The following is a 19,031-nucleotide window of genomic DNA, read 5'->3' as shown; positions in this document are numbered from 1 at the left end:
CATGAGCGAGATCACTGGTTTCACTGCCGACACCGCCGCAGCACTGCCGCTATATGTGCTGGACCGCGAGCAGTTCGCGGCCTGGAAGGACGGCCAGCCGGCTGCCACCCAGGCATGGCTGGCGTCGCAGGGCTTCACCGCCGGTGCCTTCACGACGGCGTTGCTGCCCGGCACCGATGGCCTGGCCGGAGCGGTGATCGGTGTCGGTGATCGTGCCGATGCCTACAGCTATTCGCATGCCCCGCATGCCCTGCCGGAAGGCAGCGTGTGGCAGCTGGCCAGCGAACTGCCGGCCGCCGAACTGGCGCTGCTGCAGCTGGGCTGGGGCCTGGGCAGCTACCGCTTCGACCGCTATCGCAAGCGCCACCGTGCGCCGGCGCGCCTGGTGGCCGAGCCGACCGGCGAAGTGGCTGACCTGATCGCCGCCAGCCTGCGCGTGCGTGACTGGGTCAACACCCCGACCGAAGACATGGGTCCGCAGCAGCTGGAAGACGCCGCGCGCGCGCTGGCCGACGCGCACGGCGCGCAGGTCGAGGCGATTACCGGCGACGAACTGCTGAAGCAGAACTTCCCGGCCATCCACGCGGTGGGCCGCGCCTCGCACCGCGCACCGCGCCTGGTCGTGCTGCGCTGGGGCAAGGACACCGATCCGGCACTGGTGCTGGTCGGCAAGGGCGTGTGCTTCGATACCGGCGGCCTGGACATCAAGCCGGCCGACGGCATGCGCAACATGAAGAAGGACATGGGCGGCGCCGCGCACGCACTGGCCCTGGCCGGCCTGGTGATGGCACGCGGGCTGCCGGTACGCCTGACCCTGCTGGTGCCGGCGGTGGAAAACGCGATCGGTCCGGACGCCTTCCGCCCGGGCGAAGTGATCGCCACCCGCAAGGGCCTGAGCGTGGAGATCGACAACACCGACGCCGAAGGCCGCGTGATCCTCTGCGATGCACTGACCTTCGCCAGCGAGCAGAAACCCGACCTGGTGCTGGACTTTGCCACCCTCACCGGCGCCGCGCGCATCGCGCTGGGCCCGGATCTGCCGGCGCTCTTCAGCAATGACGACAATGTGGCGCAGCAGTGGCTGCAGGCCGGTGATGCGACCCGCGACCCGGTCTGGCGCATGCCGCTGTGGCGCCCTTACCTGCGTTACCTGAGCAGCGGCATCGCCGATCTGGCCAACGCCGGCTCGCGCATGGCCGGCTCGGTCACCGCCGCGCTGTACCTGGAGCGTTTCCTGGAAGACGGCCAGCGCTGGGCGCATCTGGATGTGTATGCCTGGAACGACGGTGAGCGCCCGGGCCGTCCGGCCGGTGGCGAAGCGCTGGCGCTGCGTTCGGCGTGGGCGATGCTGAAGGCGCGTTACAGCTGATCGGGTGGGTGCCGACCTTGGTCGGCACGCCGTCCCCGGCAAACTTGACGAAAATTTGAATACCGGGCCTGGAAGGGTTCTGCGAGGATGTGTGGGTCGACCACCCACACGCTCCGTGAAGGCAGGACTCCGACCATGTCGCTCTTCCGCTACACCCGCGCTGGCCAGACGCCGGGCGCACCACGCAAGCATTCCCCCCTGCCCTGGATTGCACTGATCGCACTCATTCTGGGTGCCATCGCGCTGGCCTTCGCCTGGCTGGCCGGCTGGATCGGCAACCGCCTGACCGCGCAGCGCTTCACCGACACCATCGAGGCCACCGGCCCGGCCCATCCGGGCTTCCGACGCGCGCACAGCAAGGGCGTGTGCGTGAGCGGCTGGTTCGAACCGAGCGCGCAGGCGCCCACCCTGTCCAGTGCACGGGTGTTCTCGCAGCGCCGCGTGCCGGTGATGGGCCGCCTTTCGATCGGCGGCGGTGACCCCTACGGCGCCGACAACACCGCACGCGTGCGCAGCCTGGCGGTGCAGATGGTCAGCGATGACGGCCAGGAATGGCGGATGGCGATGAACAGCTTCCCGTTCTTCGCCGTGCCCGATGCCGAGGCGTTCTACGCGCAGACACGCGCCTCCATTCCGGACCCCGCCACCGGCAAGCCCGACCCGCAGAAGATGGCCGCCGTACTGGCCAGGTACCCCAGTGCGCAGGCGTTCCAGCAGTGGGCCAAGACGGCGCCGTGGACCAGCAGCTGGGCCGACACCACCTTCAACAGCGTCAACAGCTTCTGGTTCACCAACGCGCAGGGCCAGAAGCGTGCCGTGCGCTGGCGCTGGCAGCCACAGGCGCCGGTGGTGGAGATGGATGCGGAAACGCGCAAGCAGGCCAGTGTCGATTTCCTCAGCCAGGAACTGCAGCAGCGCCTGGCCAGCGGCCCGGTGCGCTGGAACCTGGTGGTTACTACCGCCGAGCCTGGCGATGCCATCGATGATCCGTCAGTACCGTGGCCCGAGTCGCGTGATCAGGTAGTGGCCGGCGTACTCAGCCTGGACCGCATGCAGTCGCAGGAACAGGGCGCCTGCGGGCAGATCAACTTCGATCCGCTGATCCTGCCCAGTGGCGTGCGCGGCAGTGATGATCCGATCCTGGCTGCCCGCTCGGCGGTGTATTCACAGTCCTTCAACCGCCGCGAACGCGAGCGCGCCTCCGGCAACGTCGAGCAACCGAAGGAGGCCGCACGATGAGCACCGGCAACGGCCACTTCAACCTGCTGGCGCGGGTGCTGCACTGGACCATGGCGCTGATGATCATCGCCATGCTGTTCGTCGGCGTGACCATGGTCGCCTCGCTGCACCTGCGGCCGATGCTGATCGACCTGCACCGCCCACTGGGCATCGCCATCGGCGTACTGGTGCTGCTGCGCCTGTACAACCGGCTGCGCCATCGCCCGCCGCCGCTGCCTTCCGACCTGCCCGCCTGGCAGGTGCTGGCAGCGAAGGCCTCGCACTGGATGTTGTACGCGCTGATGCTGGCGATGCCGCTGATCGGCTGGGCGATGCTGTCGGCCGGCGGCTACCCGATCGTGCTGTGGGGTGGCCTGCACCTGCCGCCGATCGTGCCGCACACCCCGGCGCTGTATGCCGCGTTGCGCAATGCGCACAGCCTGCTGGCGTATGTGTTGTTCGCCACGGTGCTGATGCATGTGGGGGCTGCGCTGTTCCACCTGTGGGTGCGGCGCGATGGGGTGTTCCAGGCGATGGCGCGCGGGAAGGATTGAAAGGGTTCGCCGGTTGTTCCCGGCGGATCGTTTCCGCGACTTCGGAGGGGTGTCACTTTCTTTGCGCGCAAAGAAAGTAACCAAAGAAACGCTCCGCCGGCCGCGAGCCGACGTGCTTCGCACGCCGGTGCCCTGCGCTCCTCGGTCCGTCGAGGGACGGCGCGGGAACTCGCTGCGCTCAGACACCCGCGCCTCTTCGCCCTCGCCGGACCTGCGGTGCGCGGCTCGCTTGAAGGCGGACTCAAGATCAAAGGCGAAAGCGGCCGCTTCACTCGTCGGACACGGCCCGGCGCTACCAAATATCGTCGTGCAGCTGTGGTTCTTGACCTTGGGTCCGCCTTGAGCGAGCCGAGCATCGCAGGGGAATCAGGGGCGAAGAGGCGCCGATGTCTGAGCGCAGCGAGTTCGGCGTCGTCCCCTGATTCACCGAGAAGCGCAGGGCACCGGCGCTCAGCGCCGGCTCGCGATCTGGCGGCGTGTTTCTTTGGTTACTTTCTTTGCACGAGCAAAGAAAGTGACACCTCTCCGCAGGCGCGGAAATGATTCCCTACAACCACCCCTTCTGCCGCGCCAGCCGGTACGCCTCGATCCGGTTGGCCACACCCAGCTTGCCGATGCACTCGGACAGGTAATTGCGCACCGTGCCATGCGACAACCCCAACTGCTCGGCGATCTCGCTGGCGGTGCGGCCCTCCCCTGCCAGCCGTAGCACGCGGCGCTCGCGGTCGGTCAGCGGATCGGCCTGCGACCACGCATCCAGCGCCAGCTGCGGGTCGATCGCACGAATGCCCTGTTTCACCTTGCGCAGGGCATCGGCCAGGTTCTCGGCCGGTGCGTCCTTCAGCAGGTAACCCAGCACGCCGGCTTCCAGCGCGCGGCGCAGGAAACCGGCACGGGCGAAGGTGGTCACGATCACGACCTTGATCGGCAGTTCGTGGCGGGCGATGCGCTGTGCCAGCTCCAGCCCGGACAGGCCGGGCATTTCGATGTCGGTGACCAGGATGTCCGGCTGCAGCTGCTGCAGCATGCGCCACGCAGCTTCGCCGTCGGCGGCGCTGCCCAGCACCTCGATATCCGGCTCCAGGCCCAGCAGCGCCGACAGTGCGCCACGCACCATCGCCTGATCTTCGGCAAGCAGAATGCGGATCATGCAGCACCATCCTGCGCCAGTGACGCTGGCGACAGCGGCGTGGTCGCGGCCACCAGTGGCACGCGTACGGTCACTACCGTGCCCTCTCCGCGCGGCGACTGCAGTGACAACTGTCCACCCAGCGCCATCGCCCGTTCGCGCATGCCGCACAATCCATTGCCTTCGGCCTGTACGCCACCGCGGCCGTCATCGCGTATCTGCATCGCCAACTGTCGTTCCTCAAGCATGAAATCCACCTGCACGCGGGTCGCCTGTGCATGGCGCACGATATTGGTTGCGGCCTCGCGCAGCACCAGCGCCAGCCCACGTTCCACGTCGACCGGCATCGGCGGCGGCGGCGTGTACTGCAGGTGTACCCGCTGGCATTCCAGCAACAGGCGCGCCGATGCCAGCTCGCCTGCCAGGTCACTGGCACGGATGCCGGTCACCGCACTGCGCACCTGCGCCAGCGCCTCGCGGGCGATCGCCTCGGCTTCGCCGATCTCCTGCCGCGCGCGCGCGTCATCACGGTCGTACAGCTTGCGCGCCAGTTCCAGCTTCAGCGTGATCAGCGACAGCGTATGTCCCAGCAGGTCATGCAGATCGCGACCGATACGCTCGCGCTCGGCGGTGGTGGCCAGCCGCCGCACCTCCTCCTGGGACAGCTGTAGGGCAACGTCCCGTTGATGGCTCAAGGCTTCCACGTTCACCACCAGGCCGACGATGAACGACACGGCCGGCATCCACACCATGGCTTGCCACGGGTAACCAACGTAGAGCGCAGCGCCGCAGAACAACAGGTTCAACCCAGCGAGCTGCAACAGGTAGACCCACCAGCCACCACGGCTGCTCATGCGGATCATCACGCAACCGAACACGAAGTAGCTCAGTCCCGACGGATACCACGGCAGCAGCACCAGGGCCATCAGGATCATGCCCAGCGCGTAGCGCCATGCGTGGTGCCGTGGCGCCAGCATCACCTTCGCATAGAGCAGCAGGAACAGCGGATAGCTGGCCACGGTCAGCAGCAGCCAGCGCACCGTGAAGCCATTGCCGAGCACCGGGGTAAGGAAGATCCAGACCGACCACAGCAGGTGGATCGCACCACTCCAGGGCGACTTGCCACGCCTCAGCAGGTCGGCCACCGCCGAATCCGGTGCGGGGCGCAGCAGGGACGCAAGCCAGCTCGACGACACGGAAGAATCCAGGCGGGAATGATCGCTGCCGATCATGCCAGTTCAGCCGATCCGGCGCAGGCGGCGCCGTGCCAGCAGCAACGCCACGAGGGTGACCGACAGCAGCACCAGCAGATGGCCTGCCATGCTGCCCACCGACGGCAGCCCGACCACCGGCAGCGCCAGCTGCGCCAGATGCCAGGTCGGCCACAGCGGTGCCATCGTCGAGAACAGCTGGGGCAGCGCCGACAGCGGCAGCCACAGGCCCGACAGCAGGGCCAGCGGCAGGTAGACCAGGTTGACCATCGCCGGCGCTGCGCTGGCACTGACATGGCTGCCGATCAGGAGGCCGATCGCCCCCAGCGGCAGCGCAGCCAGGCCCGCCACCGCCAGCAGCTGCAGCACCTGCAGGGCGTGCAGCTGCACACCCCCCAGCACAGATGCCACGCCGATCAACAACGAGGCCACCAGCAGCGCGAACATCACCGCCATCGCCAGTCGTGCCAGCAGCGGTGCCGCCGGCGGCATCGGCAGCGCCCGCTTGAGCGTAAGCAGTCCGCCTTCGCGGTCCAGCGCCAGCTGCACGCCGAAGCCGAACAGCGCCGGGGCCATCGCGCCGAACACGCAGTAGGTGGCCAGCAGGTACAGCGGTGCGTGACCACGCCCCAGCAGCACACCGAACAGCAGGTAGAACAGCACCGGGAACAGCAGCGAGGGCACCGCGAACGCCGGCGTGCGCCAGGCGCGGCGCAGTTCGGCCACCAGCTCAGCGCGGTACGGACGCAGGGCCTGGCGCCAGGCAGACGCCGGCGCCGGTGTGGTGCCGGCACGGGTCATCGTGTTCATGCGGCCTCCCGGGTCATGTCGAGGAAAGCGTCGGCCAGCGCCGCGCCCTGTACTTCCAGCTCGCGCAGCTGCGCGTCGGCGGCCAGCAGGCGCGCCACCACCGGCTCGGCCGGGCTCGCCAGCAGCTGCAGATGCTCGCCGTCGCGCTGCGCCTGCTGCACGCCCGGCCACTGCTGCACGTCTTCAGCAGGCAGCACACTGCGGCAGCGGATGCGGCGCGGCCGATCAGCCAGGCGCAGCTCGCTCAACGGCGCATCGGCCAGCACCCGGCCCTGTTCCAGCACCACCACCTGCTGCGCCAGCGCTTCGGCCTCTTCCAGGTAGTGGGTGGTCAGCAGCACGCCACAGCCTTCGGCCACCAGCTGCCGGATCGCCTGCCACATCGCCTGCCGCGCCTGGATGTCCAGCCCGGTGGTGGGCTCGTCCAGGAACAGCACGCGCGGGCAGCCACACAGCGCGATCGCGAACTGCACGGCGCGCTGCTGGCCGCCGGACAGCTGACCGTAGCGACGGCGTGCCAGTGCCTGAAGGCCGGCGCGTTGCAGTACCTCCTGCAATGGCATCGGGTCGGGGTAGCAGGCACTGGCCTGCGCCACCAGCTCGTCCACCTGCAGCATCGGCGGCAGGTTCGTGCTCTGCAGCATCACGCCCAGGCCCAATCGGCTGGCCCGCTGCTGCGGGTCGCCACCGAGCAGCTCGACCTGGCCTGCATCGGCGCGACGCAGGCCCAACAGCACGCTGATCGCGGTACTCTTGCCGGCACCGTTGCGGCCCAGCAATGCCAGCACCTGGCCAGCGCGGACCTGCAGGTCGATGCCATGCAGGGCGGTATGGTCGCGGTAGCGCACCTGCACCTGCTGCAGGCGGGCCAGCGACGGGGCGATCGGATCCATGGGCGGTACCGGTAGCGGGGACGTTGCCATCCTGTGCCGCCGTGGTCACATTTCGCAGTTGCCGCCGTCAGTGTCATCGGGTGACAGCTGTCACTGCCGTCATCGCCGTACCTGCCTTCATGCTGTGCCGCACGCTCCACCGCCGGAACCGCCGCCGTCCGCTCTTCCGGCCACACCCGCCCGAACGCCTGTGATGGAACGAATGAACGCTTCTGCCGAGCTGTTGAAGGAACTCCGTATCGACCGCAAGTCACCGCCGCCCGCCTCTGGTGGTGGTAGCAATGGCGGTGGCCGTCGTTGGTTGTGGACCGCGATCATCGTGGTCGTGCTGCTGATCGCCGCCGCCGTCGCCTTCCTGCTCGGCCGTGCGCCGGCCGTGGAAGTGGAAACCGCCCCTGCGGTGGCCATCCAGCAGGGCAGCGCCAGCAGTTCGGTGCTCGACGCCAGCGGCTATGTGGTCGCCCGGCGCATGGCCACGGTCTCGGCCAAGATCACCGGCAAGGTGCGCGAGGTGATGATCGAGGAGGGCATGCGCGTGGAACAGGGGCAGGTCATGGCCACCCTGGACCCGATCGATGCCGACGCGCAGCGCAGCCTGTATGCCTCGCAGCTGCAGGCCGCGCGCAGCCAGGTGGTCGGTCTGGAAGCCCAGCAGAAGCAGGCCGCTGCCGAGGCCAGCCGCCTGCAGGCGCTGGTCGGCCAGCAGCTGGTGTCGCGCTCGCAGTACGACCAGGCCGTGGCCCAGCGCGACAGCCTGCGCGCACAGCTGGATACCGCGCAGCGCAACGTCAAGGTGGCCCACGATCAGCTGGCCATCGCTGACCTGGGCGTGGACAACAACGTGGTGCGCGCACCGTTCTCCGGCGTGGTCACCGCCAAGGCGGCGCAGCCGGGTGAAATCGTCTCGCCGCTGTCGGCTGGCGGTGGCTTCACCCGTACCGGCATCGGCACCATCGTCGACATGGACTCGCTGGAGATCGAAGTCGAGGTCGGCGAGGCCTTCATCGGCCGCGTGCAGCCGAAGATGCCGGTGGAAGCCACGCTCAACGCCTACCCGGAGTGGAAGATTCCGGGCGAGGTGATCGCCATCATCCCCACCGCCGACCGCGGCAAGGCCACGGTGAAGGTGCGCGTGGCGCTGAAGGTGAAGGACCCGCGCATCGTGCCGGAGATGGGCGTGCGGGTCAGTTTCCTGGAACAGGCCCAGCCGCAGGCGGCCGCCAAGCCGCAGGGCGTGCGCGTGCCAGGCGGCGCCGTGGTCCAGCGCGACAGCGCCTCGGTGGCCTTCGTGCTGGGCGACGAGAGCCGCGTGCAGCAGCGCACGGTCGAGGCCGGCCAGGCGATGGGCAAGGACCGCCAGATCCTCAAGGGTGTGAGCGCAGGTGAATCGGTGGTGGTGAACCCGCCGGACACCCTGCGCGATGGCGCCAAGGTGCAACAGAAACAAGCGCAGTAACGGCCTGGCGCCTGCGGGCGCCGCCGGCAGCACCGCTCGACGCACGCCTGCGGCCACCGCAGGTGCGCTTTCCCGTTTCCCGCCTTCCGTGGAGAACCACCCATGTCGACCCTGGTTTCACTGCGCAACATCACCAAGACCTACCAGCGTGGCCCCGAGAAAGTGCAGGTGCTGCACGGCATCGACCTGGACATCGCCAGTGGCGACTTCGTGGCACTGATGGGCCCGTCGGGCTCGGGCAAGACCACCCTGCTCAACCTGATCGGTGGGCTGGACAACCCCAGTGGTGGCGAGATCAGCATCGAAGGCGAGCGCATCGACCAGATGAGTGGCGGCCAGCTGTCGACCTGGCGCAGCCACCACGTCGGCTTCGTGTTCCAGTTCTACAACCTGATGCCGATGCTGACCGCGCAGAAGAACGTGGAACTGCCGTTGCTGCTGACCCACCTCAGCGCGGCGCAGCGCAAGCGCAACGCCGAGATCGCGCTGACCCTGGTGGGCCTGGCCGACCGCCGGAGCCACCGCCCGAACGAACTGTCCGGCGGCCAGCAGCAGCGCGTGGCGATCGCGCGGGCAATCGTCTCCGACCCGACCTTCCTGATCTGCGACGAACCGACCGGCGACCTCGACCGCCAGTCCGCCGAAGAGATCCTGGGCCTGCTGCAGCAGCTCAACCGCGAGCATGGCAAGACCATCATCATGGTCACCCATGACCCGAAGGCCGCCGAGTACGCCACCCACACGGTGCACCTGGACAAGGGCGAGCTGGCCGACGCCCCGCTGGCCCACTGACGGAGGCCACGGCGATGAAATACTTCTCGTTGGTCTGGGCGCAGCTGTTCCGCAGCCGCACGCGCACCCTGCTGACCCTGCTGTCGGTGGTGGCCGCATTCCTGCTGTTCGGCATGCTCGACTCGGTGCGCGTGGCGTTCTCGTCCGGCGGCAGCGTGGAAGGCGCCAACCGCCTGGTGGTGGCCTCGCGGCTGTCGATCACCCAGTCACTGCCGATCCGCCTGGAAACCCAGATCCGCCAGGTGGCCGGCGTACGCGACGTGGCCTACGGCATGTGGTTCGGCGGCATCTACCAGGACCCGAAGAACTTCTTCCCGAACTTCTCGGTGTCGCCCAACTACTTCGATGTCTACCGCGAACTGCAGATCGACCCGGCGCAGCTGGAAGACTGGAAGCAGACCCGCACCGGCGCCATCGTCGGCGAAACCCTGGCCAAGCAGTTCGGCTGGAAGATCGGTGACACCATCCCGCTGCAGGCCACGATCTTCCCGCGCGGCGGCAGCAACGACTGGCCGCTGGAACTGAAGGGCATCTACCGTTCCAAGGACCGTGCTCTGGCGGCCAACGAAGAACGCCAGTTGATGATGAACTGGAAGTACTTCGACGAATCCAACGACTACATCAAGAACCAGGTGAGCTGGTACACGGTGACGCTGGACAACCCTGACCAGTCCTCACGAGTGGCGCAGGCGATCGATGCGATCTCGGCCAACTCCGACCACGAGACCAAGACCCAGACCGAATCGGCGTTCCAGCAGGCCTTCGTCAAGCAGTTCGCAGACATCGGCATGATCGTCACCTCGATCATGGGCGCGGTGTTCTTCACCCTGCTGCTGTTGACCGGCAACACCATGGCCCAGGCCGTGCGCGAGCGCGTGCCGGAACTGGCCACGCTGAAGACACTGGGCTTCAAGGACAGCACCGTGCTGACCCTGGTGATGGTGGAGTCGGTGCTGCTGATCGGCCTGGGCGGCCTGATCGGCATGGGCCTGGCCGCGCTGATCCTGCCGGCGATCGGCCCGAAGAGCATGGGCATGCTGCCGCCGCACGTACCGACGCCGACCTGGCTGATGGGGCTGGGCCTGATCGTGGTGATCGGCATCATCGTCGGCCTGCTGCCGGCGCTGCGTGCCAAGCGCCTGAAGATCGTCGACGCACTGGCCGGCCGCTGAGGAGGACACCGACATGTTCAAGAGCAAACTCAAGAAGTGGTCCGGCAACGCGCTCACGGTGCTGCTGCTGGTGATCGGGCTGGTACTGTGGATCAGCCTGCCCTGGGTTGGTGTACTGGCCGTCGCAGTGCTGGTGGCGCTGTGGCTGCTGCTGACCCGCGGCGGACGGTTGGCACTGGCCGCCACCCGCATCGGCGTGGCCAGCCTGCCGCAGCGCTGGGGCGCGTCCTCGGTGATCGTGGTCGGCATCGCCGGCGTGGTCGGCGTGCTGGTGGCGATGCTGGCGATGGGCGAAGGCTTCCAGGCCACGCTCAACAACACCGGCGATGACACCACCGCCATCGTCCTGCGTGGCGGCTCGCAGGCCGAGACCAACTCGGTCATCACCCGCGAGCAGGTACCGACGCTGTCCACCCTGCCCGGCATCACCCGCGATGCCGAAGGTCGGCCGCTGCTGTCACCGGAGCTGTCGCAGGTGGTCAACCTGGTGTCGAAGTCCGATGGCACCGACGTCAACGCGCAGTTCCGCGGCGTCGGCCCGCAGGCGTGGGCGGTGCATGACAAGGTCAAGATCGTCGAAGGCCGCACGTTCGCCACTGGCCTGCGCGAGATCGTGGTCGGCCAGGGCGCCAAGGGCCAGTTCCGCGATCTGGACGTGGGCAAGACGCTGACGCTGGGCAACCAGACCTGGACCGTGGTGGGTGTGTTCGCCACCGGCGATGCGCATGATTCGGAACTGTGGACCGACGCCGATACGCTGGCCACCACTTATCAGCGCAGCGCCTGGCAGTCGATCAGCGTGCGTACCGATGGCAAGGCCGGCTTCGAGCAGTTCAAGGAGGCGGTCGCCGCCGACCCGCGCCTGAAGCTGGACGTGGAAACCACCCGTGTCTACTACAGCAAGCAGGGCGGCGGGCTGACCAAGCTGATCGACATCCTCGGCAAGGTGATCGGCACGATCATGGCAGTAGGTGCGGTGTTCGGCGCACTCAACACCATGTATGCGGCTGTTGCCACGCGTGCGCGCGAGATCGCCACCATGCGCGCGATCGGCTTCCGTGGCCTGCCGGTGGTGACCGCGGTGATGCTGGAGACGATGCTGCTGGCGCTGCTGGGTGGCCTGCTCGGCTGTGCGGTTGCATGGCTGCTGTTCAATGGCTACAGCGTGTCCACCATCGGCAGCAACTTCAGCGCAGTGGTGTTCAAGTTCCATGTGTCGCCGGAACTGCTGTGGACGGGTTTGAAATGGGCGCTGGGCATCGGCCTGGTCGGCGGCCTGTTCCCGGCGCTGCGCGCGGCACGTTTGCCGATCACCACGGCGCTGCGCGAAACCTGAGCATTTCCCAGCGATAGATTGCGCATCCTGCAGAGGGACGGAGCGAAGGCTCCGTCCCTTTTTGTTTGCACGTCATCCACGCATGGCGTGGATGGATGCCTGCGTACACGCGCTGCTACAGATCGGCGGAAATCCGCCGCTATCGATGCCTCTACCCATCGCGCACGCAACGTGCGTGACGCTGCGCACATCGCATCTGTGGATTGTTGGTTGCGATTCATCTTCGCGCACATTCAGCGGCATGGCGACAAACAGTTACGAATGGAAACACTCTAGAATCCCGGCCCCCACGTTGGTTTGCAGCACCCCACGCGCCCACAGAACGGACGCTTGTTTTCCTGAAACACGAGATGTCACGGATGTCCCTGAAAACCACTCCGCTGCGCAACGCGATCGTCATCGCGCTGGCCGCCAGCTGCACCACCCCCGCCTTCGCACAGAGCGCCGGCGATACCCCGACCAACCTCGACCGCATCGAGATCACCGGCTCGCGCATCCGCCAGGCCAGCGTCGAGACCGCACAGCCGGTCGTCGCGCTCAGCCGCGCCGAGATCGAGAAGAAGGGCTACATCAACGTCGCCGACATCCTGCAGGACGTCACCGCCGCCGGTGCTCCGAGCCTGAGCCGCTCGTCGTCGCTGAGTTCTTCGCGCGACTTCGGCGGCACGTACGTCAGCCTGCGCAACCTCGGCCCGGAACGCAGCCTGGTGCTGATCGACGGCCGCCGCATGGGCGTCAGCGCCGGTGGCTACTCCGACCTGGCTTCGATTCCGTCCGCCATCGTCGAGCGCGTTGAAGTGCTGACCGACGGCGCATCCGCGCTGTACGGCTCGGACGCCATCGCCGGTGTGGTCAACATCATCACCCGCAAGAACTTCGACGGTGGCGAAGCCAGCGTCTACGTCGGCCAGTACGGTGAAGGCGACGGCCAGAAGCGCTCCTACAGCGCCACCTTCGGCAAGACCTTCGACCGCGGCTGGTTCAGCGTCGGCGCCGAGCGCACCAAGGAAGACGAGATCCTCGGCAGCGAGCGCGAGTTCAGCCGTTACCCGGGTGGCCCACGCCACGCCGATGACGTCGACGCGCTGAGCCCGACCACCCAGTGGGGCACCGTCACCGTCGGCGGCAAGCCGCTGACCGTGGGCCCGGGCGGTGATCCGAGCCAAGCTGGCAACTTCCACACCCCGGACCCGGCTGATGGTGCCAACGCCAAGACCAACATGAGCCTGCTGAGCGGTCTGGAGCGCACCTCGGTGTTCGCCAACGGTGGTTTCTCGATCACCGACAACCTGCGCATCGTGGCCGACGCGCTGTACAGCAAGCGCGAGTCGACCAAGCACCTGGCCGGCTACCCGTACTCGGTATCGGCCGCACAGGCCCGCAATGGCACCCGTGCTGCCCTGTCCAAGGACAGCACCTTCAACAAGTGGGGCCAGGACGTCCTGTTCTCGCACCGCACTGAAGAACTTCCGCGCGGCACCGAGAACAACCTGGATACCAAGCGCGCCAGCATCGGCCTGGAAGGCAGCTTCGAAACCGGTTCGCGTTACTGGGACTGGAACGTCAGCTACATGTACAACCGCAATGAAGGCGAGCGCATCGGTACCGGCAGCATGTACCAGCCGCACGTCGACCTGGCGGTCGGCCCGTCCTTCATGGATGGCACCGTGGCACGCTGTGGCACCCCGGGTGCGGTGATCGCCGGCTGCGTGCCGTGGAACCCGGCCGCGCCGATGGGCTATGTGGGCCCGGGCTCGCTGGGCAACCAGGACGTGCAGGACTACCTGTTCACCCGCTTCGTCGACAAGATGAAGAGCACCACCAAGGTCGCCAGCGCCAACATCTCCGGCTCGCTGTTCACTCTGCCGGCCGGTGACATCATGGGTGCGATGGGCTTCGAGCACCGAAGCGAAGAGGCCAGCTACACGCCGGACCTGATGGTGCAGAAGGGCCAGATCGCCGGCACCACCGGCCAGCCGACCCGTGGCGATTACTCGCTCAACGAGGTCTACCTGGAAATGCAGGTGCCGCTGCTGGCCGACATGCCGTTCGCGCGTGAACTGTCGCTGGACCTGGCCGGTCGTTACACCGACTACAACACCTTCGGTTCGACCACCAACAGCAAGTTCGGCCTGAAGTGGAAGCCGATCGACAGCCTGCTGGTGCGCGCGACCTACGGTACCGGCTTCCGTGCACCCACCGTGGACGATCTCTACGGCGGCGCCGTGTCCAGCCGCGATTCGTTCACCGATCCGTGCGATACGAAGTTCGGCATCGCCGCCAGCAGCCCGACCGTGGCAGCACGCTGCAAGGCGCTGAATGTGCCCGCCAACTTCCGTCAGCAGACCGGTGCGGACGGCAACCTTGCCAACCGCCCGGGCCAGCAGGCCACCTCCGATTTCAACTCGGGTTCCAACCCGGAACTGAAGCCGGAAACCGCCAAGACCTGGACCGTCGGCCTGGTCTACAGCCCGGAATTCGTGCAGGGCCTGGACGTCAGCCTGGACTGGTGGAAGATCCGCATCAACAACGCCATCGTCGGCGAGTCGGCCACCGACATCCTCAACCAGTGCTACGTGCAGGGTGTGGATTCGGCCTGCGGTCGCTTCACCCGTTCCACCGCTGCGGCCACCCGTGGCCAGGTCTCGGCGCTGGATCGTTCGCTGGTCAATGCTGGCTATCGCGAAACCGCCGGCTATGACATCGGCGTGCGTTACCGCCTGCCGGAAACCGCGTACGGCAAGTTCGCCATCAACTGGAACACCACCTACACCGACTACCTGGAGCAGCGCAACGACAGCGCCGCTACCACGCCGGTGGAGCAGAAGACCGGCTGGCAGGGCAACTTCCGCGTGCGTTCGACCTTCAACCTGGATTGGCAGTACGGCGATCTGGGCATCGGCTGGACCGCCCGCTACTACTCGGGCATGAAGGAAGCCTGCTCGTATGACCTGGCCGGTGGCCCGGACTGCAACATGGCCGGCTTCGTCTCGCCGTACACCGATGCGCAGCCGAGCCGCAAGGTGGGCTCCAACACCTTCCACGACCTGCAGGTGCGTTACAGCCTGCCGTGGGACGGCACCGTGTCGCTGGGCGTGAACAACGTCTTCGACCACCAGGGTCCGATCATGTACAGCCAGCCGAACAGCAGCTTCACCTACTACGGTGGCTTCGACATCGGTCGTTTCATGTACATGAAGTACCAGCAGCGCTTCTAAGCCTGCAACCGCGTTCCCGCCACCGCCATCTCTCTCCTGGCGGTGGATGGAAGCAGAACGGCGCCCCTCGGGGCGCCGTTCTTTTTTTGCGGAAAGCGGGGCCGGATCCCGGCGCCGCTACCGCTTGCGCATCGTGCGGATGTTGTCGCCGACGAACAGCACCAGGCCGGCCCAGATCGCCGCGAAGCCGATCGCCTTGGCGGTATCGAACGCTTCGTGGAAGAAGAACACGCCCAGCAGCAGCTGCAGGCTCGGCGCGATGTACTGCAGGATGCCGACCAGCGACAGCGGAATGCGCTTCACGCCGTAAGCAAAGCCGATCAGCGGCACGGCCGTCACCGCACCGCCGAAGATCAGCAGCAGGTCGTTGCGCCAGCCCCAGCCATGGAAGAACGCGCCGCCATGGCCGTTCTCGGCCCAGATCGCGAACGCGAGCGCCGGCAGGAACAGGTACATGCTCTCCACGCCCAGCCCGGCCACCGGATCGACCGAAACCAGCTTGCGCAGCAGCCCATACAGGCCGAACGAACAGGCCAGGCCCAACGCGATCCACGGCGGCGTGCCCGCATCGATGGTCAGCCAGGCCACACCCACCGCCGCCATCGCCACCGCCACCCACTGCAGGCGGCGCAGGCGCTCCTTCAGCACCAGCACGCCCAGCAGCACGTTCACCAGCGGGTTGATGAAGTAACCCAGGCTGGTTTCGATCACATGGCCGGCGTTGACCGCCCAGATGTACAGGCCCCAGTTGAACGCGATGGTCAGGCTCGACACCAGCAGGATCGGCAGCGCGCGCGGCTGTGCGGCGATCTTCTGCCACCAGCCCAGGCGCGAACTGAGCAGCAGCCAGCCCAGCACCAGCACGGTGCTCCAGATGATGCGGTGGGCGATGATCTGGAACGAGGGGACCTCGTTGAGCAGGTGCCAGTACACCGGCACCAACCCCCAGATCACGAAGGTGGACGCAGTGACCAGCAGGCCCCGGCGTTGTTCTTTCTCGTCCATGCTCATTTCTTTCGTGTCCTTGCCATTGTCAGCACCACCACACCCAGAAGAATCACCGCCATGGCGAGGAAGTCCCGCCATCCAAAGCGTTCACCATTCAATGCAGCGCCCAGCAGCACCGCAATCACCGGATTGACGTACGCATAGCTGCCCGCCAGCGCCGGGCGCACGTTCTGCAGCAGCCATACGTAGGCGGTGAACGCGACGATGGAGCCGAACACGCACAGGTAGGCCATCGCCAGCAGGCCGCCGGTGTCGGGCAGCGTGGTGGGGCGTTCGCCCACGGCCAGGCCGATCAGCACCAGCAGCACGCCGCCGCAGATCATCTGCCCGGCAGCGGTCATGAACGGGCCCGGCAGGTCCAGGCCACGTGCCCACACCGAACCGAACGCCCAGCCGATCGGCGCGATCAGCAGCAGCACCAGCCCGGTCGGTGAGGCGGTCAGGCTGCTGCCGGCATTGAGCCAGACCACGCCGACAAAGCCGACCGCGATGCCCAGCCATTCACCCTTGCTGGCATGTTGGCCGCGCAGCGCCGAGAACAGCGCCATCCACAGCGGCACCGAGGCCACCGCGGTGGCGGCCAGTCCCGAAGACACCTCACGCTCGGCCAGCACCACCATGCCGTTGCCCAGTACCAGCATGGTCACGCCCATCACCACCAGGTTGCGCCACTGCCGCAGGGTCGGGTTCGGCATCTTCCAGAACAGGCGCAAGGCCAGGAACATCAGGCCACCGGCAATGATGAACCGGCTGCCGGAGACCATCGTCAGCGGCAGCGCGCCGCCGTGCAGGGCCTTGGCGATGCCCAGGTAGGTCGAGCCCCAGACCACGTAGACCAGCAGCAATGCCAGCGCGACAAGGCCACCCCGGGGGGCAGCCGCAGACGAAGAAGGGGGAGCCGACATGACACACCAGGGAGCCGGGGGAAGGCGGATTCTAGGACGTTTTGAGTATGGTCCGGGACCCCGGACGGTGGCACGCTGTCATCCATCCATGCACCCTGCTCTGGTCTGCTACCCCGTGTTGACGGCCGATGCAGTACCAAGAGGGCTGCCCGGCCGCGCCGCCCCAAGGCCGGGCGCCGTTTTCCCTGCGCACGGACGCGCCGCATCGAGGATTCCCACCCAGATGAGCACCACGTCCCAACCTGCCGTACCCGCAAATGACCGCGCCGCCCTGCGGCGGTCGATCTCCAACACCCTCAAAGGCTCCGCCGGCAACCTGGTGGAGTGGTATGACGTCTACGTGTACTCGGTGTTCGCCGTGTACTTCGAATCGCAGTTCTTCTCGCCGGACGACAAGAACTCCACCATGTACGTGTGGGCGATCTTCGCCGCGACCTTCCTGATGCGCCCGATCGGTGCCTGGTTCTTCGGCCGCTTCGCCGACCGCCATGGCCGCCGCCTGGCGCTGACCGTCTCGGTCACGCTGATGGCGCTGTGCTCGTTCCTCATCGCCATCACCCCCACCGCTGCCAGCATCGGCATCTGGGCCGCCGTGATCCTGCTGTTCGCACGCCTGCTGCAGGGCTTCGCCACCGGTGGCGAGTACGGTGCCAGCGCCACCTACATGTCCGAGGCCGCCATTCCCGGCCGTCGCGGCTTCCTGTCCTCCTTCCACTACGTCACCCTGGTCGGCGGCCATGTGCTGGCCCAGCTGACCCTGCTGCTGATGCTGACCTTCTGGGGCAAGCCGGAGATCTCCGAGTGGGGCTGGCGCATCGCCTTCGGCATCGGTGGCATCGCCGCGGTGGTGGTGTTCTGGCTGCGCCGCGGCATGGACGAATCGCTGTCGGAGTCGTCCATCGAAGCCGCACGCGAAGGCAAGGCACAGAAGTCCGGTTCAATGTACGAGCTGTTCGTGCACCAGTGGCGGCCGCTGCTGCTGTGCTTCCTGATCACCGCCGGTGGCACCGTGGCCTTCTACACCTACTCGGTGAACGGCCCGAAGATGATCCAGAGCGCCTTCGCCGGCAACGACCCGATGACCGGCACCCTGATCAACCTGGGCGTGCTGGCGTTCCTGATGGTGCTGCAGCCGGTCGGCGGCTGGCTGTCGGACATCATCGGCCGCAAGACCCTGCTGGTGTTCTTCGGCGTCGGCGGCGTGCTGTACAGCTGGTACCTGATCACCCAGCTGCCGCACCAGCATGACGCCACCCTGGCCTTCCTGACCCTGGCCATGGCCTTCGTCATCCTCACCGGCTACACCTCCATCAACGCGGTGGTGAAGGCCGAGCTGTTCCCCACCCACGTGCGTGCACTGGGCGTGGGCCTGGGTTACGCGCTGGCCAACTCGCTGTTCGGTGGCACCGCCCCGCTGCTGTACCAGGGCGCGCTGAAGACCGGCCATGTCGACTGGTTCGCTATCTACGTAACCGCCACGATCGCGGTATCGTTGGTGGTCTATGTGTTCTTCCTTACCAACAAGGGCCCGAACTGGCTCGACGGCACCCGCAAGTAAGCGCGTTGCCGTAATTGCGGCCACCGGTGCACTGCCGGTGGCCGCTGCGTCTCCCGCCACGCCACTGATGTGGATCGCGGCGACGCTGGCCGCAACCACGGCACTGGCCTGGCTGCTGCGCCGCCCCAACGCACAGGCCGCATGGCCACGCATCGGGTTCGGGATCGCCCTGCTGGTGTTCTGCGGCGCGCTGGCGCTGCAGCTGGCGGTGGACCTGGGCAGCGGCCACAGCTCGCTGCAACTGCGCCTGCACCGCGGCATCAATGCGGGGTCGCCGGTCGGCCTGCGTACGATGGTGGCGTGCTATCTGGCCGCGCTCGCTGCCAGTGGCTGGGGCGCATGGACGCTGTTGCGCCGGCGCTGATGAGCGCGCGATCGTGCCGGCCGCTGGCCGGCAACTCC

Annotated in this window: 16 protein-coding genes; 10 read left to right on the top strand and 6 right to left on the bottom strand. The window is 67.2% G+C overall.

Annotated features, from left to right (window positions below; genetic code table 11):
- Position 1 precedes the first annotated feature (1 nt).
- The 3 genes from ACW5IY_RS01300 (at position 2) to ACW5IY_RS01290 (ending at position 3,141) form a co-directional block, all read left to right on the top strand.
- Positions 2–1,369, top strand: coding sequence for a M17 family metallopeptidase (locus ACW5IY_RS01300; protein ID WP_049435193.1), 1,368 nt, complete (start codon positions 2–4; stop codon positions 1,367–1,369).
- Between the two features lie 135 nt (positions 1,370–1,504).
- Complete coding sequence (locus tag ACW5IY_RS01295) at positions 1,505–2,608, top strand: catalase family peroxidase (RefSeq protein WP_049435192.1); 1,104 nt, start codon at positions 1,505–1,507, stop codon at positions 2,606–2,608.
- Complete coding sequence (locus ACW5IY_RS01290; protein ID WP_049435191.1) at positions 2,605–3,141, top strand: cytochrome b; 537 nt, start codon at positions 2,605–2,607, stop codon at positions 3,139–3,141. The genes ACW5IY_RS01295 and ACW5IY_RS01290 overlap by 4 nt, the downstream gene beginning before the upstream one ends.
- A gap of 547 nt (positions 3,142–3,688) precedes the next feature.
- Here ACW5IY_RS01290 and ACW5IY_RS01285 read toward each other — a convergent pair.
- From ACW5IY_RS01285 to ACW5IY_RS01270, 4 genes are read right to left on the bottom strand one after another with little or no spacing between them, the layout of a single operon-like run.
- Positions 3,689–4,291 carry a response regulator transcription factor gene (locus ACW5IY_RS01285; protein WP_005407733.1) on the bottom strand — a complete coding sequence of 201 codons (603 nt, stop codon included), beginning with the start codon at positions 4,289–4,291 and terminating at the stop codon, positions 3,689–3,691.
- The gene (locus ACW5IY_RS01280) at positions 4,288–5,502 is read right to left on the bottom strand and encodes a sensor histidine kinase (RefSeq protein ID WP_049435536.1); all 1,215 of its coding nucleotides are present in this window, start codon (positions 5,500–5,502) and stop codon (positions 4,288–4,290) included. The genes ACW5IY_RS01285 and ACW5IY_RS01280 overlap by 4 nt, the downstream gene beginning before the upstream one ends.
- A 6-nt stretch (positions 5,503–5,508) precedes the next feature.
- Positions 5,509–6,291: an ABC transporter permease gene (locus tag ACW5IY_RS01275; RefSeq protein WP_049435534.1), complete on the bottom strand. Its 783-nt coding sequence runs from the start codon at positions 6,289–6,291 to the stop codon at positions 5,509–5,511.
- Positions 6,288–7,184 (bottom strand): ABC transporter ATP-binding protein, encoded by an 897-nt coding sequence (locus ACW5IY_RS01270; protein WP_049435533.1) that lies wholly within the window; start codon positions 7,182–7,184, stop codon positions 6,288–6,290. The genes ACW5IY_RS01275 and ACW5IY_RS01270 overlap by 4 nt, the downstream gene beginning before the upstream one ends.
- Positions 7,185–7,386: 202 nt before the next feature.
- Here ACW5IY_RS01270 and ACW5IY_RS01265 point away from each other — a divergent pair, with 202 nt between their 5' ends.
- The 5 genes from ACW5IY_RS01265 (at position 7,387) to ACW5IY_RS01245 (ending at position 15,158) form a co-directional block, all read left to right on the top strand.
- Complete coding sequence (locus ACW5IY_RS01265) at positions 7,387–8,640, top strand: efflux RND transporter periplasmic adaptor subunit (RefSeq protein ID WP_049435532.1); 1,254 nt, start codon at positions 7,387–7,389, stop codon at positions 8,638–8,640.
- A 102-nt stretch (positions 8,641–8,742) separates the two neighbouring features.
- The gene (locus ACW5IY_RS01260; protein WP_049435531.1) at positions 8,743–9,432 is read left to right on the top strand and encodes an ABC transporter ATP-binding protein; all 690 of its coding nucleotides are present in this window, start codon (positions 8,743–8,745) and stop codon (positions 9,430–9,432) included.
- Positions 9,433–9,446: 14 nt separating this feature from the next.
- Positions 9,447–10,604 (top strand): FtsX-like permease family protein, encoded by a 1,158-nt coding sequence (locus ACW5IY_RS01255; RefSeq protein ID WP_197616236.1) that lies wholly within the window; start codon positions 9,447–9,449, stop codon positions 10,602–10,604.
- A gap of 13 nt (positions 10,605–10,617) precedes the next feature.
- A complete protein-coding gene (locus ACW5IY_RS01250; protein ID WP_197638407.1) occupies positions 10,618–11,940 on the top strand; it encodes an ABC transporter permease in 1,323 nt (440 codons plus the stop codon).
- Between the two features lie 359 nt (positions 11,941–12,299).
- A complete protein-coding gene (locus tag ACW5IY_RS01245) occupies positions 12,300–15,158 on the top strand; it encodes a TonB-dependent receptor plug domain-containing protein (protein ID WP_049435526.1) in 2,859 nt (952 codons plus the stop codon).
- 117 nt (positions 15,159–15,275) lie between these two features.
- Here ACW5IY_RS01245 and rarD read toward each other — a convergent pair whose 3' ends face one another.
- Both rarD and yedA read right to left on the bottom strand, forming a co-directional pair.
- The gene (rarD, locus tag ACW5IY_RS01240) at positions 15,276–16,169 is read right to left on the bottom strand and encodes an EamA family transporter RarD (protein ID WP_019338652.1); all 894 of its coding nucleotides are present in this window, start codon (positions 16,167–16,169) and stop codon (positions 15,276–15,278) included.
- Entirely contained in the window at positions 16,166–17,071 is a 906-nt protein-coding gene (gene yedA, locus ACW5IY_RS01235) for a drug/metabolite exporter YedA (RefSeq protein ID WP_049435525.1), read from the bottom strand. Before yedA ends, rarD begins: the two co-directional genes overlap by 4 nt.
- Before the next feature lie 223 nt (positions 17,072–17,294).
- Here yedA and ACW5IY_RS01230 point away from each other — a divergent pair, with 223 nt between their 5' ends.
- Positions 17,295–18,629: an MFS transporter gene (locus tag ACW5IY_RS01230; RefSeq protein WP_010486964.1), complete on the top strand. Its 1,335-nt coding sequence runs from the start codon at positions 17,295–17,297 to the stop codon at positions 18,627–18,629.
- A 67-nt stretch (positions 18,630–18,696) separates the two neighbouring features.
- The gene (locus ACW5IY_RS01225) at positions 18,697–18,993 is read left to right on the top strand and encodes a hypothetical protein (protein WP_049435524.1); all 297 of its coding nucleotides are present in this window, start codon (positions 18,697–18,699) and stop codon (positions 18,991–18,993) included.
- Positions 18,994–19,031 lie beyond the last annotated feature (38 nt).

It is taken from the genome of Stenotrophomonas sp. C-A (assembly GCF_054030835.1).
The sequence above is the reverse complement of the archived record's forward strand: the minus strand, read 5'-3'. Positions and strand labels throughout refer to the sequence as shown.

What these genes read in the sequence shown, in the direction of transcription:
- ACW5IY_RS01300 (WP_049435193.1), top strand. Translation starts at nt 2, where the DNA reads ATGAGCGAGATCACTGGTTTCACTGCCGACACCGCCGCAGCACTGCCG.
- ACW5IY_RS01295 (WP_049435192.1), top strand. Translation starts at nt 1,505, where the DNA reads ATGTCGCTCTTCCGCTACACCCGCGCTGGCCAGACGCCGGGCGCACCA.
- ACW5IY_RS01290 (WP_049435191.1), top strand. Translation starts at nt 2,605, where the DNA reads ATGAGCACCGGCAACGGCCACTTCAACCTGCTGGCGCGGGTGCTGCAC.
- ACW5IY_RS01285 (WP_005407733.1), bottom strand. Translation starts at nt 4,291, where the DNA reads ATGATCCGCATTCTGCTTGCCGAAGATCAGGCGATGGTGCGTGGCGCA.
- ACW5IY_RS01280 (WP_049435536.1), bottom strand. Translation starts at nt 5,502, where the DNA reads ATGATCGGCAGCGATCATTCCCGCCTGGATTCTTCCGTGTCGTCGAGC.
- ACW5IY_RS01275 (WP_049435534.1), bottom strand. Translation starts at nt 6,291, where the DNA reads ATGAACACGATGACCCGTGCCGGCACCACACCGGCGCCGGCGTCTGCC.
- ACW5IY_RS01270 (WP_049435533.1), bottom strand. Translation starts at nt 7,184, where the DNA reads ATGGATCCGATCGCCCCGTCGCTGGCCCGCCTGCAGCAGGTGCAGGTG.
- ACW5IY_RS01265 (WP_049435532.1), top strand. Translation starts at nt 7,387, where the DNA reads ATGAACGCTTCTGCCGAGCTGTTGAAGGAACTCCGTATCGACCGCAAG.
- ACW5IY_RS01260 (WP_049435531.1), top strand. Translation starts at nt 8,743, where the DNA reads ATGTCGACCCTGGTTTCACTGCGCAACATCACCAAGACCTACCAGCGT.
- ACW5IY_RS01255 (WP_197616236.1), top strand. Translation starts at nt 9,447, where the DNA reads ATGAAATACTTCTCGTTGGTCTGGGCGCAGCTGTTCCGCAGCCGCACG.
- ACW5IY_RS01250 (WP_197638407.1), top strand. Translation starts at nt 10,618, where the DNA reads ATGTTCAAGAGCAAACTCAAGAAGTGGTCCGGCAACGCGCTCACGGTG.
- ACW5IY_RS01245 (WP_049435526.1), top strand. Translation starts at nt 12,300, where the DNA reads ATGTCCCTGAAAACCACTCCGCTGCGCAACGCGATCGTCATCGCGCTG.
- rarD (WP_019338652.1), bottom strand. Translation starts at nt 16,169, where the DNA reads ATGAGCATGGACGAGAAAGAACAACGCCGGGGCCTGCTGGTCACTGCG.
- yedA (WP_049435525.1), bottom strand. Translation starts at nt 17,071, where the DNA reads ATGTCGGCTCCCCCTTCTTCGTCTGCGGCTGCCCCCCGGGGTGGCCTT.
- ACW5IY_RS01230 (WP_010486964.1), top strand. Translation starts at nt 17,295, where the DNA reads ATGAGCACCACGTCCCAACCTGCCGTACCCGCAAATGACCGCGCCGCC.
- ACW5IY_RS01225 (WP_049435524.1), top strand. Translation starts at nt 18,697, where the DNA reads ATGTGGATCGCGGCGACGCTGGCCGCAACCACGGCACTGGCCTGGCTG.